16 protein-coding genes are annotated in these 15,214 nt (G+C 42.0%); 10 read left to right on the plus strand and 6 right to left on the minus strand.

The annotated features are described in order from the left end of the window. Positions 1-11 precede the first annotated feature (11 nt). Genes CH373_RS03480 through CH373_RS03490 form a run of 3 tightly spaced genes read left to right on the plus strand, consistent with a single transcriptional unit; the run spans position 12 to position 3,323 of the window. Positions 12-914, plus strand: a complete 903-nt coding sequence (locus tag CH373_RS03480) for an ABC transporter permease subunit (protein WP_100714751.1) — start codon at positions 12-14, stop codon at positions 912-914. Beyond that, positions 914-1,699 (plus strand): ABC transporter permease, encoded by a 786-nt coding sequence (locus CH373_RS03485; protein WP_423789796.1) that lies wholly within the window; start codon positions 914-916, stop codon positions 1,697-1,699. Before CH373_RS03480 ends, CH373_RS03485 begins: the two co-directional genes overlap by 1 nt. Position 1,700: 1 nt before the next feature. Further along, complete coding sequence (locus CH373_RS03490; RefSeq protein WP_100714752.1) at positions 1,701-3,323, plus strand: PEGA domain-containing protein; 1,623 nt, start codon at positions 1,701-1,703, stop codon at positions 3,321-3,323. Positions 3,324-3,378: 55 nt separating this feature from the next. Here CH373_RS03490 and CH373_RS03495 read toward each other — a convergent pair whose 3' ends face one another. Continuing rightward, positions 3,379-4,671, minus strand: coding sequence for a glutamate ligase domain-containing protein (locus tag CH373_RS03495; protein ID WP_100714753.1), 1,293 nt, complete (start codon positions 4,669-4,671; stop codon positions 3,379-3,381). Beyond that, positions 4,668-5,543, minus strand: a complete 876-nt coding sequence (gene aroE / locus CH373_RS03500; protein WP_100714754.1) for a shikimate dehydrogenase — start codon at positions 5,541-5,543, stop codon at positions 4,668-4,670. The genes CH373_RS03495 and aroE overlap by 4 nt, the downstream gene beginning before the upstream one ends. Positions 5,544-5,612: 69 nt before the next feature. Between aroE and CH373_RS03505 the strand changes: the two genes are divergently transcribed. Further along, positions 5,613-6,008, plus strand: coding sequence for a hypothetical protein (locus CH373_RS03505; RefSeq protein WP_100714755.1), 396 nt, complete (start codon positions 5,613-5,615; stop codon positions 6,006-6,008). Here the strand turns inward: CH373_RS03505 and CH373_RS03510 are convergent. Then, positions 6,005-6,796, minus strand: a complete 792-nt coding sequence (locus CH373_RS03510; protein ID WP_100714756.1) for a glycosyltransferase family 2 protein — start codon at positions 6,794-6,796, stop codon at positions 6,005-6,007. The two genes, CH373_RS03505 and CH373_RS03510, sit on opposite strands and share 4 nt — an antisense overlap. Continuing rightward, complete coding sequence (locus CH373_RS03515) at positions 6,797-7,498, minus strand: histidine kinase (protein WP_100714757.1); 702 nt, start codon at positions 7,496-7,498, stop codon at positions 6,797-6,799. It lies immediately after the preceding gene. On the opposite strand from CH373_RS03515, the gene CH373_RS03520 reads away from it, so the two are divergent. The 6 genes from CH373_RS03520 (at position 7,497) to CH373_RS03545 (ending at position 14,033) form a co-directional block, all read left to right on the plus strand. Next, entirely contained in the window at positions 7,497-8,873 is a 1,377-nt protein-coding gene (locus CH373_RS03520; RefSeq protein ID WP_243393228.1) for an amidohydrolase family protein, read from the plus strand. The two genes, CH373_RS03515 and CH373_RS03520, sit on opposite strands and share 2 nt — an antisense overlap. A gap of 35 nt (positions 8,874-8,908) precedes the next feature. Further along, positions 8,909-10,054: a S1 RNA-binding domain-containing protein gene (locus tag CH373_RS03525; RefSeq protein WP_100714758.1), complete on the plus strand. Its 1,146-nt coding sequence runs from the start codon at positions 8,909-8,911 to the stop codon at positions 10,052-10,054. A 9-nt stretch (positions 10,055-10,063) separates the two neighbouring features. Next, entirely contained in the window at positions 10,064-10,525 is a 462-nt protein-coding gene (locus tag CH373_RS03530) for a tRNA (cytidine(34)-2'-O)-methyltransferase (RefSeq protein WP_100714759.1), read from the plus strand. A 197-nt stretch (positions 10,526-10,722) separates the two neighbouring features. Then, positions 10,723-11,382 carry an ATP-binding protein gene (locus CH373_RS03535; protein ID WP_100714816.1) on the plus strand — a complete coding sequence of 220 codons (660 nt, stop codon included), beginning with the start codon at positions 10,723-10,725 and terminating at the stop codon, positions 11,380-11,382. Positions 11,383-11,439: 57 nt separating this feature from the next. Beyond that, positions 11,440-13,416 (plus strand): excinuclease ABC subunit UvrB, encoded by a 1,977-nt coding sequence (gene uvrB / locus CH373_RS03540; protein ID WP_100714760.1) that lies wholly within the window; start codon positions 11,440-11,442, stop codon positions 13,414-13,416. Positions 13,417-13,436: 20 nt separating this feature from the next. Next, on the plus strand, positions 13,437-14,033 hold the full coding sequence (locus CH373_RS03545; protein ID WP_100714761.1) for a rhomboid family intramembrane serine protease: 597 nt from the start codon (positions 13,437-13,439) through the stop codon (positions 14,031-14,033). A gap of 233 nt (positions 14,034-14,266) precedes the next feature. Here CH373_RS03545 and cutA read toward each other — a convergent pair whose 3' ends face one another. Together cutA and CH373_RS03555 are read right to left on the minus strand one after the other, a co-directional pair. Next, entirely contained in the window at positions 14,267-14,599 is a 333-nt protein-coding gene (cutA, locus tag CH373_RS03550; protein WP_100714762.1) for a divalent-cation tolerance protein CutA, read from the minus strand. Between the two features lie 125 nt (positions 14,600-14,724). Next, positions 14,725-15,177 carry an LIC_10730 family protein gene (locus CH373_RS03555; protein ID WP_100714763.1) on the minus strand — a complete coding sequence of 151 codons (453 nt, stop codon included), beginning with the start codon at positions 15,175-15,177 and terminating at the stop codon, positions 14,725-14,727. Positions 15,178-15,214 lie beyond the last annotated feature (37 nt).

Consider the following 15,214-nt stretch of genomic DNA (forward strand, 5'->3'; position numbering starts at 1 on the left):
GGAACTCCGACTTGCTGGAAGAGACAAGACGTTTTCTCATCTTCGTATTGATACTTTCGGCGATGTCAGTACTCCTTTCCGAAATTCGGTCTGTCAATCGTGGCTTCTTATTTGCAGATTCGGGAATGAGTCAGGAAGACAGGCAAAAACTTTCGCAAAGAGAAGACCTGACCGATCGCTATCTTAGATTCGTAAAAGGAATGGTCACTTTCGATTTGGGTCTCACCGAATCCGGAGAACTAGTCTTGGCGCATTTGGCTTCCAGATTTTGGCCTACATTTCATTTGGCGTCTTTTGCGATTATTGGCAGTGTCCTTGGTTCTTTGATCTTGGCATTCTTTTCGCTTAGCACAGTGAATGTTGCTCCACAAAAATTTCTTAATATACTCAGCCAGTTGATTCTTTCCACACCGGTTTTCGTCGTCGCGATACTACTGTTAGTCGTTTTCTTTTTGATTCTAGGTTGGTTGCCGCCGGGCGGATACGAATCCTGGAATATTTCCTTTGTAATACTTCCCGGCATCGCGTTAGGATCCAGAGTTTGGGCGAGGTTGTATAGATTTACTTTTAGATTGGCGGAGACAGAATTAGAAGGCGAATACGTGAGGGTGCTTCGCGCGAGAGGATATTCTGAACAAAGAATCTTGTACAGACACATACTTTTGAAGATTCTGCCCGTGTTACTTGTATTGATCCTGTTGGACTTCAGCTCTTTGCTTTCGGGTGCCATCGTGGTAGAAGAGATATTCTTTTTTCCCGGGATCGGAAAATCGATGTATCACGCAATACGCACCATGGACTCATCTCTATTGGCTGCATTATTGTTTTATAGTGGATTGATTTTTTACTTAATGGGCAGAATTTCCGAAAAAGTTCGGGATCGATTGTTAGGCTGGGAAGAGGAAGCAAAGTGATAAAAGATCGGTTTCGTTTTCCTAAATTCTCTTTTCGCACTTCAATCACTGCGATTTTCTTGTTTCTGATTCTTTTGGGAATCGTGATTAATGAAAGTCCTACGAACGTGAAACTGTCAGATTCATTTTTGTCGCCCGGTTGGCAATCTCCCTTGGGTAAAGATCGACTAGGAAGAGACGTGTGGGCAATGGTGAGCTACGGAAGCTTTGCTACTTTTCTATTCGCGTTCCCCGCTAGACTTCTGACTCTTTTTTTCGCTTCGGTCATGGGGTTATTTTCCTATTTGTCCCCATTTGCTCAAAAGAATATCATTTCTCCGTTATCCGGAGTTTTTATAGCTCTTCCTTCTTTGTTATTGGCTCTACTGGTGATCCAAGGCTTCGGAATCGGAACATTTTCCTTGTTCATAGCGATTCTGTTAGGTGATTGGGCGCCTGCCTATGAAACCCTTCGTGCAAAATTCGAGGAAGTCAAGAACAGTGGATATGTTTTGGCGGCATCTTGTTTCGGTGCGAGCAATGCTTATATATTTCGTGCTCATATTTTACCTCAGGGATTTCAAATATTCTTAATATTGTTAACGACTGGTTTGCCTTCGGTAATAATGACTATGGCGATCTTTGGATTCTTGGGAATTTCTGTCGGTGGAGAAATTTTTGGTCCGGGGTTGGGCGAACAAATCTCTTTTTCAAAGGATTATGTGGAGGGGGCCCCCTGGGCATTACTTTCGCCCATACTCGGAATACTCGGTCTAGTTTACATTTCGGGCGGAAGGAAGTCCTGATATGCATATCCGACTTGGTGCTGTGTTCGCGCTTTTTTCCATCTTACCTTGCACCGTGAATCTCTATGCGATCGATGATCTATTTCGATTCAGAGAATCTTCTACAAAGGAGAAGATTCAGTTCGAAACAGAAAGGAAGCTCTGTTTTTTTCCGCTTCGGAATTTGGGCGGCGAGTCGAATATCGACTATTTTTCCTCGGGATATGCGTCTGTGTTTTATTCAAATCTCAAATCGATAGTACAGATCTATGACGAAGAAATGTTACCGGTCGTGGTGCAACATCCTTTTGGAAAAAATTCCAATCAGCCTGGAGGAGATTCGGGAAAGAAAAACAAGGATACTAGTTGGAACTCTGAAAAATTAGAAAAACTAAAAAAAGGAGAATTGCACCTTCCTGTATCCAAGGACCCCAGATATATCTCTTTACGATCCGAACCTTATGAAAAAGAAATTGCTCCCGACGACGGAGTGATCATCAACGTTGCTAAAAAAAATGGATGTTTTTACTCGGTTTATGGGGAATACGAAAAAAAAGCAGCCGAGGAAATGAGAATCAGAATTTTGCTGCTTTCTTTAAAAGAAGGATCGAAAAAAGAATTTTCTCATACAACGAGTGTTAGGCGATCCTATCAGGAACTAAATCCTTTGATCGATCAACTCAGAAAATTCCTGCTCGGACGTGAAACATACAGACTGCAATTAAAAGTTTCTAATACAACGGGCGCACTGGTTTTTTTGGACGGAAACTATATAGGAAAAACTCCTTTAGTCCGTAACGACTTACTTCCGGGAATTCACGAGTTACGGGTTTCTAAGGAAGGTTTCGAAGAATGGAAAGACCAACTGGACATGAGAGTTTCTTCGAAAGAAATACAGCTGGAACTTTTGAAAGAAAAGAGGGAGGGTCTTCTTTCTGTAGAAACTGATCCGTCCGGAGTCAAGGTTTACTTAGGAATGGAGTATCTCGGCGAAACTCCATTGCAAAAAGTTCCGGTTCGGACTGGTTGGAATCGAATACGATTTTCCAAAGAAGGATATATCGATTCCTTTCAAGGAGTCGAAATCAAAAAAGATTCTCCTATAGAAGTAAAAGCTAAGTTGAAGGAAGGCGATTCCAGTGCCTACTACGCCAATAAAAAATATCTATTTCTGGATCACACCTACGACGACTTTGCGATCTACTCTTTGTACGGAACTCTGCTCTTTTATGCGGGCTATTATTATTTTAATTTAAAAGCGGATTCTGTTCTGGAAGGAACGAGGCCACAAGTCACTTTGACAAACTTTGCGGCGGTGCAAGCCTTGCAGCAGAGCTCTCCGGATTTGAACACGTTTGCCACCGCATTTTTCTACCAAGATAACTTAGTGCAGCACGCTAGAGATAAGGCTAACCACTATCGATCGATTTCCGGAAAATTTGGCCGTCATCAAAAATTACATGGTGGAATCATGTTGTACGGAATCGCGGCGATGATTGCGCTTACGATTACTTTTTATGCTTTGGGCTTGGATTCTGAAACTGTCGATATAGGGATTCGCCCAGTGCGATCTCCTATTTATACCAATATCTTAGAGAATCAGTTTGAAACGGAGACCTACGCAAGATTTCTTCTCAGATTTTGAATTGCAAATGGAATGTTCGCTGTTGCGGAATCCCGATTTAGAATATGCAAAAAAACTAATGGTTAGACAAGTTTTTTACTGATTCCAGAACATACTTATATAGTCGAAAGCTACCTAAGGCGATGATTCCCTTTCCTTCGGAATTTTTCGGGTTGTTTATCACGGATTCAATTTCGGCTATAGAAATGGACTGGATTCCCTCATTCTTGGGCAAGCGAAATTCTCCATCCTTTAAAAAGAATGCGTTCGTCTTATCGGTAAATTCTTGAATCAGATTTGCCATCTCTTCTCCGTCCTTATCCCTCAAGAAGCCCGCAAGGACCGAAAATTTTTTCTCTGCATATTTCGATCGAATCGCTTGGAGAGTAATGTTGATCGCATCCGGGTTATGCGCAGGATCAAAAATAACCAAGGGGGATTTTGAGAGTACTTCGAGGCGACCTGGAGGGAGTAAAGAGTTGAATTTGTCTGGTTCTAGTTCTAAGTTTTGATCTTCCGATCGAGTGTCAAAATTTTGTAGGTCTTGCAGCTTATGCCTTGCATCGACCAAACTTCCCAAAGAAAGAGATTTCGAGATTTCTAATATACAATATTTTACGATTTCTTCGGAAAGTTTCCGGTTGTATTCTAAGTAGTTTTCTCCGGACTTTAAGGCTGGATAAACCTTGAGCTCGATCCCTTTGTCTCTTGTGGAATTCTCTAAGACTTTCCTCAGTTCGGGCCCGGGATCCATCGAATGCATGGATCTTGTGTTCTTTCCCGCAATTCCTATCTTTTCCAAAAGTATTTTTTCTTTTGTGTCGCCTAAAATGGAAGTGTGATCTTTTCCGATCGCACAAAGAACTACTAGGTCAGGTTCTGCTAATTTTGTAGCATCTAATCTTCCTCCTAAACCTGCCTCAAAGATCTGAATCTCCAAGTCATTTTGTTCAAAGGCAACCAATGCACCTAATGTGAACCATTCGAACCAAGATAATTGTGCGAGATCTTTGGGATCGCAGCGGGAGAATATTTCTTCCGATATTTTTTTTAAGAGCGAATCGGAAATGGGTCGTAAATCGGGGCTTACTCGGATCCTTTCTCTGGGATCCAATAGATGAGGAGAAGTATATAATCCAGTACGAAAACCTAATTTACAAAAAGATTGTGCGATAAAATGGGAAACTGATCCTTTCCCGTTAGTTCCTACTACGCTGATCCTCAGCCTTGGTCTGCGCCGATTTCGCCAGCCAAATCGATCGAGCAAATCGGAGAACGGTTCCAAGGAATATCCGGTAAAGACGTTAAAGTTCCTAGTTTTCTCTAGGTTGTTCAGACTGCCGGCAAACTCTAAAAAGTCGGTGGTCATGTTGTTTCGGAAACACCGAGCGCGGCGACCAGTCTTTTTCTTCCCGCCTCTATATTAGATTCCGATAATGTAATTCCGGTGAAAAGCTTAAATTGTTCGACCGCTTGGTACAATAGCATTTCTGATCCTAGGATGATTCGAGCTTCGGATTTTTCCGCAACTTTTACGAGTTCTGTTCTGAGCGGATTGTATACTATGTCGAACAACGCCTGGTCTTTCGCAAATTCGACTTCTTTGATGATTGGTCCGGGATCTTTTCCTTTCATTCCGAGAGGAGTAGTATGAATTACCAGGGAATATTCTTTAAAATTTTCTTTTACTTTGCCTAAATCCTCATAAGTAGAAGAGTTTTTGCGGATTTGGTTCAAAAGTTCTACGATTTCTGTTCCTCTGGCTTGGTTTCTAGAAGATATCGTTATGGATTTGACGCTTTCTTCCTCTAACAAGGAATATGCGATCCCTCTTGCGCTGCCTCCACTTCCGAGAATCAAGATATGTCCTTGCAAGCAATCGGGTGTTTTTTCCCGAATCGCCCTGACAGCTCCCATGCCATCCGTATTAAATGCACGCACCTGATTGTTCTGAATGACTAGGGTATTGCTCGCCCTCATTGCTTTGGAGGTAGGATCCGCAATGTCTGCCAGCTTATAGGCTGCTTCCTTGTGAGGAATCGTCACAGAGAAACCTAAGAACTTGAATTTGGAAAGAGTTAGCAGTTCACTCTTACTGATTTTCTCGATCGGGAATACTAAATATGCATTTTCTAACTCTAAATCCTGGTACCAGGAATTGTGAAGTAGAGGAGAAAGGGTGTGTGAAAGGGGATTCCCTAAAATTCCGAAGTAGTAAGATGTGTCATTGAAGATTTTCAAGAAAGGGCTGCCCGTTTTTTCGTTAAAATTCTCGACTTTATCCCAAAACTCGAAAAAGCTGTAAACTAGATGGGAGTACTGGTTTCCTTCTACAATTTTCTTCCTTTATTAGGCTCTCAACCTTTTTTAATCATTGGAGCGTTTTCAGTTGGTTGGTGGACACCGATCACAAATGCTTTATTTGTTGTAGGAATCAGCGCCGGTCTCGCTTGGTTTTTCTATTACTATAAGCGTAAGGATCTTTTGGGTGGATTTTGGGTTGCCTTCCTAGTTTCTCTACTCGGTTCTTTGATTATTTTGTCCATTTTCCAGGACATCATTCGTGACACAGTGTTCTGGTTGATCTCTCCGAAGGTTGGAATCTATCAACTTTCGAACGTAAACTTGATCGCTGTTCTGTTAGGCGGCTATTTAGCACTCTATATAATGAATCGGATCAATCATAACAAAGAACGTAGAGATTAAGAATTCGTTTTCTTTTCGTCTCTGATTCGATCTTTCTCTGTCAGGCTCATCTCGAATACTTTCGCATATTTAAGAAAGTTATAATAAAACCCCATAATCGCGAGAACCAATCCTCTTCTTCCGTCTAAGAAGCCGAATCGGACCAAATACATCCAAGCAAATTTGTAAAAAGCTTTTCCCAGAGACACAAAGAGTCCGATTCTTTTTCCTTTTGCGAACTTCTCTTGGGCGGAAAGATCGGAGTAGCGATTGATGAAGTTCAAATGATCGGATAAATTTTGATAAGAATAATGAAATAGTGGGTTCTCTAACTTTTTCCCTTTTCCGGTTAATGTGACCGATTCGTGGACCTTTCCACCTTCGAATTTTCCCTTTTCCTTGCGAAACAAACGAACCTTATAATTAGGATACCAGCCTCCGTGCCGAATCCAGCGCCCCATGTACATTGTGAGTCTTGGAATTAAAAAACCGTCTTCTTCGGGTTCCCTACCACCGAAATACTCATAAATCTCTTCGGCGAGTTTTGGAGAGACCTCTTCGTCTGCATCTATCGTTAGGATCCAGTTATTTCTTGCGAGAGAAACTACATAGTTCTTTTGTGCGACGTAGTCGTCGAATTTGCGATACTCGACTAGAGCGCCTAATTTTTCTGCTAGTTCTTTGGTTCTATCCGTGGATCCCGAATCCAGGACGATGACCTCGCTGACAAACGAAAGTGAGGAAATGCAGCGAGCGATCGTATCTTCTTCGTTCAGAGTAATGATGCAAGCGGAGATGGAAAGAGGCATTTAGTTTCGAATAAAATCCTGGTCTCTCACAGATTGAAAGGATTCGGTAAGAGGGATTTCCAACCTGGCGATGGTGGCATCTTTTCTGATTCCGATTCGAAAGTGGGAGGGATCTATTCCTTCTCCTTTCAGCATAATCAAAATGAGTGCGAGCCCCAATCCTGCCCCTTCCGTAGTGTCGATCTTGTCTGCGTTATCTAGGTAAAACTGGGCGATATCTCTGTACTGCATACCTTTTTCTAATTTTTCCCTGATCGACTTTTCTTCTTCGGGAAGGATTTCTATATTATTTAAGACCTCGATTCGGATTCCGTCAGCGCTGTAATCAAAGCTGATCAAACAGTAGTAACCTCGTTGTTTTGATTTCTTTCCGTAGATTTCAGACATGGACTCGGAAAAAATTTCTCTGTATTCCGAAACTCCTTTGGAGTATTGCGCTGGATCGTTTAGGTTGTACCCTTTTTCCTCAAAGTAGATTCTTTTTTGGTTTGCTTTACAGGCATTGATCGCCAACTCTTTCACGATAGTGTAGACAGTGGTAGCGAGAGTTGGAGTGGTCACCTTATCCAAGATGAGCTCGATCGCTTCCTGAAGGTGTTCCTCCACGGATTTGGTCATCCTGTGGGTTTTGAGGGAAAGAATCTTACCGTTCTCGACTGTAAGCCGGATATTATCGGAGATATCCCGGATTTCCTGTCCCATGGTCTTAAATTTTCCGGAAATCGTTTTGTTTGTCAAGAGACTCATTCCATCGCAATTAAAAAAGCAGCCTCGTTCTTCGATCTTATGGTTTGGAGTCTTGGTGTGTGCCTATCTATTTGTTCTGAACCAGGAAAGTTTTTCACAAACCTGGAGTTGGAAGGGCGCCTATGTTCTAAAACAAGGTTCTTCCGGGTACCAAGGTCCGGTAGAAATTGTTGTGAAAGACGGACTGGTGCAAAAAATACTTCCTTCGGAATCTTCTCAAGCTCCTGTCTTTATTCTTCCTGGATTTTGCGATGCATATGTAACTCTCGGTTCCAATTCATTAGGTGGCCAAAGAGACAAAAAAGAAACCGAAGAGGCTCTCAATTCTTTACTGCAACATGGGTTTACTTTTGTGCAAAGTGTTGCAGATGGATCCTGGCTGGAGGAATTCGCAAAGAACCAAAGTAAAAACGGAAATTTTCCTCAGATTAAAGTAACTCCTCCTATTTTAATTTCAGATTCGGAAGAATTGCGTAACCAATCTGGAAAACTTTCCGGATACCAGGTTTTGAAAAGTGAAGAGGAAGCTATGGATGCTATCTCTTCCAAATCCAAAAAGAATCTTCATTTATTTTTGAGATACACGCAAGGTGATTCGTTTCAAATTGATGGAAAGCTTTTGTACAGGATGAAGGCAAAGTCGGAAAATCTAGGAATAGAATTATCAGTTTCTACTTTCGGAGAGGAGTTTGCAAACTGGGAGGCTCTTTCTTCCGGCGTAAAAATACTGTACCATCCGATTCCTGAAACTGAGTTTCTTGCTCCAGTAACTCGGCATCTTTTTCAAGCTCACTGGGGACCAATGCTCGGAGTTTACTACAATCAGAAGTTGGTGGGAACTCCAGAATTTAAGCAAGAGTGGTCTAGACTATTATCGTGGAGCCCGAGCTTTAAAGAGAAAGCGCTTCCCGAAGACTGGATTTCTTCTTTGACAGGTTTGTCAGAAAAGGAAAGGTCTGAGGCAGAGAAGGAGTACAATTCCTACCTTGCGTTTCTAAAAGCCCGAAAAAATCTGTCTCCTAGGATCTTGCTGGCTTCCGGAGCAGGCTATTACCTAACGTTTCCGGGAATTGGGGGTTGGAAGGAGCTTTCTATTTTATCCGAGATATTCGGACCCGAAGAAGCTCTGAGAACAGCTTCGGAGACAACCTGCTCTTTTTTGGGAGCTCCTCACGAGGGCAGAATTCGAACTGGAGGAAAGGCCCATCTGCTGATTTTTCAGGAAGATCCGTTGAAAGGATTGGAAAAACTTTCTTCATTAAGGACAATCATAACTGAAAAGAAAAGAACCGAATTGAAGCGATCGAAACAGCAAGGTAAACCGAAGTAATTGATTAGCTCGCGAAAAGATAGGGGGGATGTAATATGAAAGATTCTCAAAAAGAATTGTTTGAAAAACTTTTGGAGGAAAGCTTCCGCAAAAAGGCCGCACTCGAAACCGGAGCAAAAGTAACTGCAGTTGTAACTAGCGCAAAATCGGATTACGTTTTTATAAAAGCAAAAGAAACCGGAGTAACCGGAATTATTGCCTCCGAGGAATTTTCTGAACTTCCAAAATCCGGAGAACAAGTAGAAGCTTATTTTTTGAGGGAATCCGCAGGAGATCAGTACTTCACGACTTGCTTAATAGGAGATACGATCGATAAAGACTTAATCTCCATCGCTTTTCAGTCAGAGATTCCGATTCTAGGTCATATCGTTGCAGAAAACGAAGCTGGCGTCGAAGTTCGGTTAGGCGACGGTGTCGGTTTTTGCCCGTTCTCACAGTTGGACCAAGAACTGCGCAAACAGGGGAGCGCGGTAGGGAAAAAAATTCGATTTCTAGTTCAAGATATCGGACCCAAAGGGAAAATTATACTTTCTCAAAAGAAGATCGCTGACAAAGAAAGAGACGCCAAACTTAGCGTACTAAAAAGCGAACTAAAAGTTGGAATGTTCGTAACTTGCAAAGTAAAGTCCGTGCACAACTTCGGACTGATCGTGGAAGCAGACGGACTGACCGCTTTGGTCCCTACTTCGGAAGCTACTTTCAAAAAGAATGTGGACCTTGCCAAGGAATTTCACCCGGGTCAAGTTTTGCGGGCAAAAGTGCTGAAACTAGATTGGGTGGAGAATAAGCATAGCTTTACGATCAAAGATTTTATCAACGATCCATGGGCGCAAAATATCCCGTTAAAAGAAGGTGATATCGTATCTTGCACGGTGGAAAGCATCAAGCCGTTCGGGATCTTTGTAAAGATCAATGAAAACTTTTCCGGTTTGGTTCCTAATCGCGAAACAGGAATTTCTAGTCGAGTTCCTTTGAACCAACACTTTAAACCTGGAGATTCGATTCGAGCCTTTGTGATGGAAGTGAATCTTGCAAAAAAACAGATTTCACTTTCTATCCTAAAAGCAAAGGAGATCGAAGACAGAATGGGATACAGCGGGTTCCTGACCGAGGAAACTTCTTCTACGTCGTCCTTCGGTGCGATCCTCGCCAAATCTCTCAGTCAAGGCAAAAAGAAGTAGAGAAAAAGGTTGGCTCTTCGAATCGCACTCTTTCAACCTGAAATACCGCCAAACACCGGCAATATTGCTCGGTTATGTGTAGCGATTGCTGCCGAACTACATATCGTAGGACCTGCATCCTTTGACCTTTCCGAAAAAGCAGCCAGAAGGGCTGGCCTAGATTACTGGAACCAAGTGAATCTGAGTAAACATTCGGATTGGGAGGAATTCTTAGAGAATTCTTCCTCGGATTCTCGTATCTTTTTGGTTTCTACAAAGGGTAAACTATCGTACACTTCGCAGAGATATCGAGAAAACGATACGTTTCTTTTTGGAAGTGAGACCTCAGGTTTACCTGAAAAAATTCTTTCCTCCGTTGATCCATCCTTTGTAATACGGATCCCGATGGAAGACGATTGCAGGTGTCTCAACCTTAGTAACGCGGTGGCAGTGGTTGCCTACGAAGCGCTTCGTCAAATTAAGTCTTGGTAAAATCAAAGGAGAGGTTCAGTCGAACCCTCTTGGTCCCAGAGGAGAGTTGCAAGTAAGGTGCGAATAGAAATTTGTAATTCGAAAATGCAGAGTTCGGTAGAAAAATACGAATTTCCGAAAAGAGAAATACGACGGGAGACTCGCAAAAATCGGATTTACTTTCTCCTAAAAAGAAGATCCTATGGAGAAATATGGGAATGACCTTTTCCCTAGGAGAAATCGAGTCCCAAGTACAGGAACTCCTAGCCTGCGGTCTAGTCGGAACTTCCCAGGATTTCTATGCGTGGATTCGCATGGGAATTCTTAGAAAATTTCGAGAAGAACCGAAAATTCCGCCTGATTGGATTCCTAAGATCCTCGAAACATTAAAAGAATCCAAAACCATAATACACGGGAAATATAATTCTAGAGAATTCGGATTACCTACCAATTCGGAACTTTTAAATAAGCCTACTCTCAAAGAAGAATATGTAATTTTAGGCAAAACCGAATTCCAACCAATGCAATACGTTCGGAGTAGATTGGAAGCTTTCTTAAGAGGCAATCGAATCAAAGAAGATACGATCGTAGATTTGACAATAGGTTCTATCGAGGCAGTAGAGAATGCTGTAAAATATGGAGACGGTTCCATTGTAGAGGTCGGTTATTGGATAGAAAACGGTTCTCTCTTTAAAATCCAAATGGTGAATAATCTTCGCGAGTTCAGCATTGATGAAGATATCGAGAGAGGAAAGTTCTCTTCTACAGCGACCTTGATGAGGGGCATGATGGTTATGCAAAAGCTGTTCGATAAGCTCGACTTGGAAATCTTAGAAGAGCGTAAACAAGCACTGTTTCGAGCAGAAAAAAAAGTATAACAAATCTTACTTACTAATAGCCGGAAAACATCCGGGAGAATCTAATATTAAACGAAGATGGCTGCTGTATTCAAACTACATTCACCATACCATGCGGCGGGCGATCAGGTCCAGGCCATCGATAAAATTGTTCACGCTTACCAACACGGAGAGGAGAAAGTAACTCTTGTCGGTGTAACCGGATCCGGTAAGACATTTACCATGGCGGAAGTGATCGCGAACTTGGGTCTTCCAACCTTGGTTCTATCGCATAACAAGACTCTTGCGGCGCAATTGTTTAGAGAGTTTAAGGAATTTTTTCCCGAGAATGCCGTAGAATATTTCGTTTCGTATTACGATTATTATCAACCAGAGGCGTATGTTCCTTCTTCGGATACTTTTATAGAAAAAGACAGTTCGCTTAACGAAGAAATCGATAAACTCAGACTTAGAGCAACTTCTTCTCTGTTAGAGAGGGATGATGTGATTATAGTTAGTTCGGTGTCCTGCATTTACGGCCTGGGTTCGCCAGAAGAATATACGAATTCGGTCGTCGCGGTCAAAAAGGGAGATCACCTAGATCGAGACCAGGTAATACGTAAGTTATTGCATATCCAGTATCTTAGAAATGATACCGATTTCTCGAGAGGAAATTTCAGAGTCAGGGGAGATTCAATCGAACTTTACCCTTCGTATCACACGGATGGAATCAGAATCGAATTTTTTGGAGATGAAATCGATGGTATCAGTCGGATTCATCCGGTCACCGGACAAATTATTTCGAAGCTCGAGCGCTGTTTTATATATCCGGCAAAACACTTTATCACTTCTATTCCTAAGGTAAAGGAAGCGATCCTAGCAATTCGAAGCGAACTTGTCGAACAAGAAGACAAATTCAAAAAAGAGAATAAGTTTTTAGAAGCTCAGCGCATCGTATCTCGAACCAACTACGATATGGAAATGTTGGATGAAATGGGATACTGTAATGGAATCGAGAACTATTCCAGGCATCTGACAGGAAGAAAGCAAGGTGAAAGGCCGGCTTGTCTGATCGATTATTTCCGAGGTGAGTTTTTGCTGATTGTGGACGAATCACATGTCACCATTCCTCAGGTTGGTGGAATGTTCGCTGGAGATAAGGCGCGGAAGCAAACTCTTGTAGATTTTGGATTTAGACTTCCTAGCGCTTTGGACAATCGACCTTTGAATTTTCAGGAGTTCGAGACACTCACGCCAAAAACATTGTACGTATCCGCAACGCCTGCAGAATATGAATTCGAAAAAAGTAAAGTAGTTGTAGAACAGATCATTCGCCCGACCGGGCTTTTGGATCCGGTCGTAGAAGTTAGGCCGACCAAAAACCAGATCGAAGACCTTCTTGTAGAAATCAGGCAGAGAATTGAAAAGCAAGAACGAGTATTGGTGACTACTCTTACGAAAAAAATGGCCGAGGATTTAAGCGATTATTACAAGGAGCTTGGTCTGAAGGTCTCGTATCTACATTCAGAGGTGGATACACTTGAGAGAGTTGAGATTATCCGCGATCTTAGAAAGGGAATATACGACGTGCTCGTCGGGATTAATTTGTTAAGAGAAGGCTTGGATATTCCGGAAGTCTCGTTGGTTGCAATATTAGACGCGGATAAAGAAGGCTTTTTAAGAAATTTCAAGAGTTTGATCCAAACCATCGGAAGAGCAGCGAGAAATGTCAACGGAACTGCGATCTTGTACGCGGATCATATGACAGATTCAATGAAAAAAGCGATCGAGGAGACTCACAGAAGAAGGACGATACAGGAAGATCATAACTTGAAATACAGAATTGCTCCGATGACGATTAAAAAAGAAGTCGCTGATATCATTGAAAGGGAAACCAGAGAGTTAACCGCCGAAGAGGAAGCGATGGAGCAGATCAACAAGAAGTTCCAGCAAAAGAATTTCAACTCTAAAGATGAACTCAAAGAAAAGATCCGCGAAGAAATGCTCAAGGCGGCAAAAGAATTGGACTTCGAGAGGGCTGCAATGCTCAGAGATAAAATGCTTTCTCTAAAGTGAAATTGGAGTAAGAATTAGATATGTTTACTCTTCTATTGATCGTGGCAAACGTCGCGATTAGCCTTTATGCTCTCTACCAAGATCAAAGTTTATTGGATCGGTTCATGCTTCGGCCATACCGAGAGGATAGAAAGAGAGAATATTATACTTTAATTACGAGCGCTTTTTTGCATGCAGATCCGGCGCACCTCGCCTTCAACATGATCACTCTGTATTTTTTTGGGACTGCAGTAGAAAGGCAAGTAGGACCAATCCTTTTTGGTGTAATCTATCTGCTCTCGGTACTTTCTGGAAGTGTAGTCTCTCAGCTAAAATATAAAGATGATCCGAACTATGCGACCTTGGGCGCTTCCGGAGGAGTTTCGGGCGTTCTATTTGCGGCAGTTCTCTTTTTTCCTGGAATGAGCCTCTACATGTTTCCGATTCCGTTCGCGATACCAGGTCCAATATACGCAGTGTTATATATCGGTTATACTTATTACGCTTCAAGGAGCAGAAACGACGGGATCAATCACGATGCTCACTTGTTTGGGGCACTTGCTGGTCTAGCTTGCGCCTTGTGGATAGCTCCGGAATCATTCAGCGCATTCATTTCCTATTTTTTGAAATTATTGTAATCTTTTTCGAAAATTTCCCGAAATCCGACTGAGGACAATGGGAAAATGAAATCAATATATTCCAATATTATAATGTAGCCAAGTCCCAATTTTGTAGGAGCTCCTACAGATCTTTCAACTATAAAGCACTTGACAAATCGTGCAATATCTGATATGCGACTTGGAATCGGCGCTCCGGGTACCCACCACCGGCCCCCACCCTAAAAAGGGCGGGGCCCTTTCCGCAAAAAAAGTTAACCACCCCGCGCGATCTTTTCTTTGATAAAAGCTTTAAACTTATCAGATCCAAAGCTAGCTTCCATTTTTATAATTTCAGGAGCAAGATATGGATGTTTTTTCATAATAAATTCTTCAATTGCAGAATACTTGTCGGCCTTGGCTTTCAAGAGGATCTTATTTTCAGAATCTATCGTGAGCTTGCCTTCCCACTGATAAAGCAAAGAAACTTCTGGAAAGATCGTCCCACTGATGATGATTCCAAGTTGGAGCATTTCTTCAATATGCTCTTCTGCCAAATCTCGGTCTGCAAGAGTCGTAAAAACTAAAATTTCCTGTGATTCTGCCATTGTAATTCCTCTGAAAGTGAGGAAATATATTCTTGCATTTCATTTGTCTACACTTTCTTCCAACTTTTTAATGATCTATGGTTGGTTAAGTTAGGCGTATTCTTTCCAAAGAAGGAAAACTGAGATTAAGGAATATTTCTCTCGCTTGATTTGGAATACGGATAAGGTAGATTCACTCCAGGGCAAGCGCTAGCGCATTTATCTAAGCAGACTCGCCTTTTCAAGTCAGCGTCAACTGAAGTGAAAACAGTAATCAAGTTAGGAACAGGATATTCTTTCCAGCAATCTTCACTGCATTTGAGAAACTGGTTCGAGCAATTTTTTTCATACGCGTATCCCGAAGAATCTGATGTGGCCTCGACGCGTAACGAATTTGCTTCAGCCGACTTTTTGCCTTGGCGAGCGTTTTTAGCACTTTCTGCTTTTGTAAGATTTGCTGAATCTTTGGTCGGAATCATTTCCTCAGCCAAGGTTGTTCTCTCGCGCAACTGAGACTTTTTATCAGTCCAATTGATCGCGAATGCGCAATTTAGAAACACAAGAGGAATTGACAGAAACGAATAACTTACTAATCTCAAGTTGAATCTGGTATCCGTAAATTTGTAGCACTCAATA

This window comes from Leptospira perolatii, assembly GCF_002811875.1.
Lineage (GTDB): Bacteria > Spirochaetota > Leptospiria > Leptospirales > Leptospiraceae > Leptospira_B > Leptospira_B perolatii.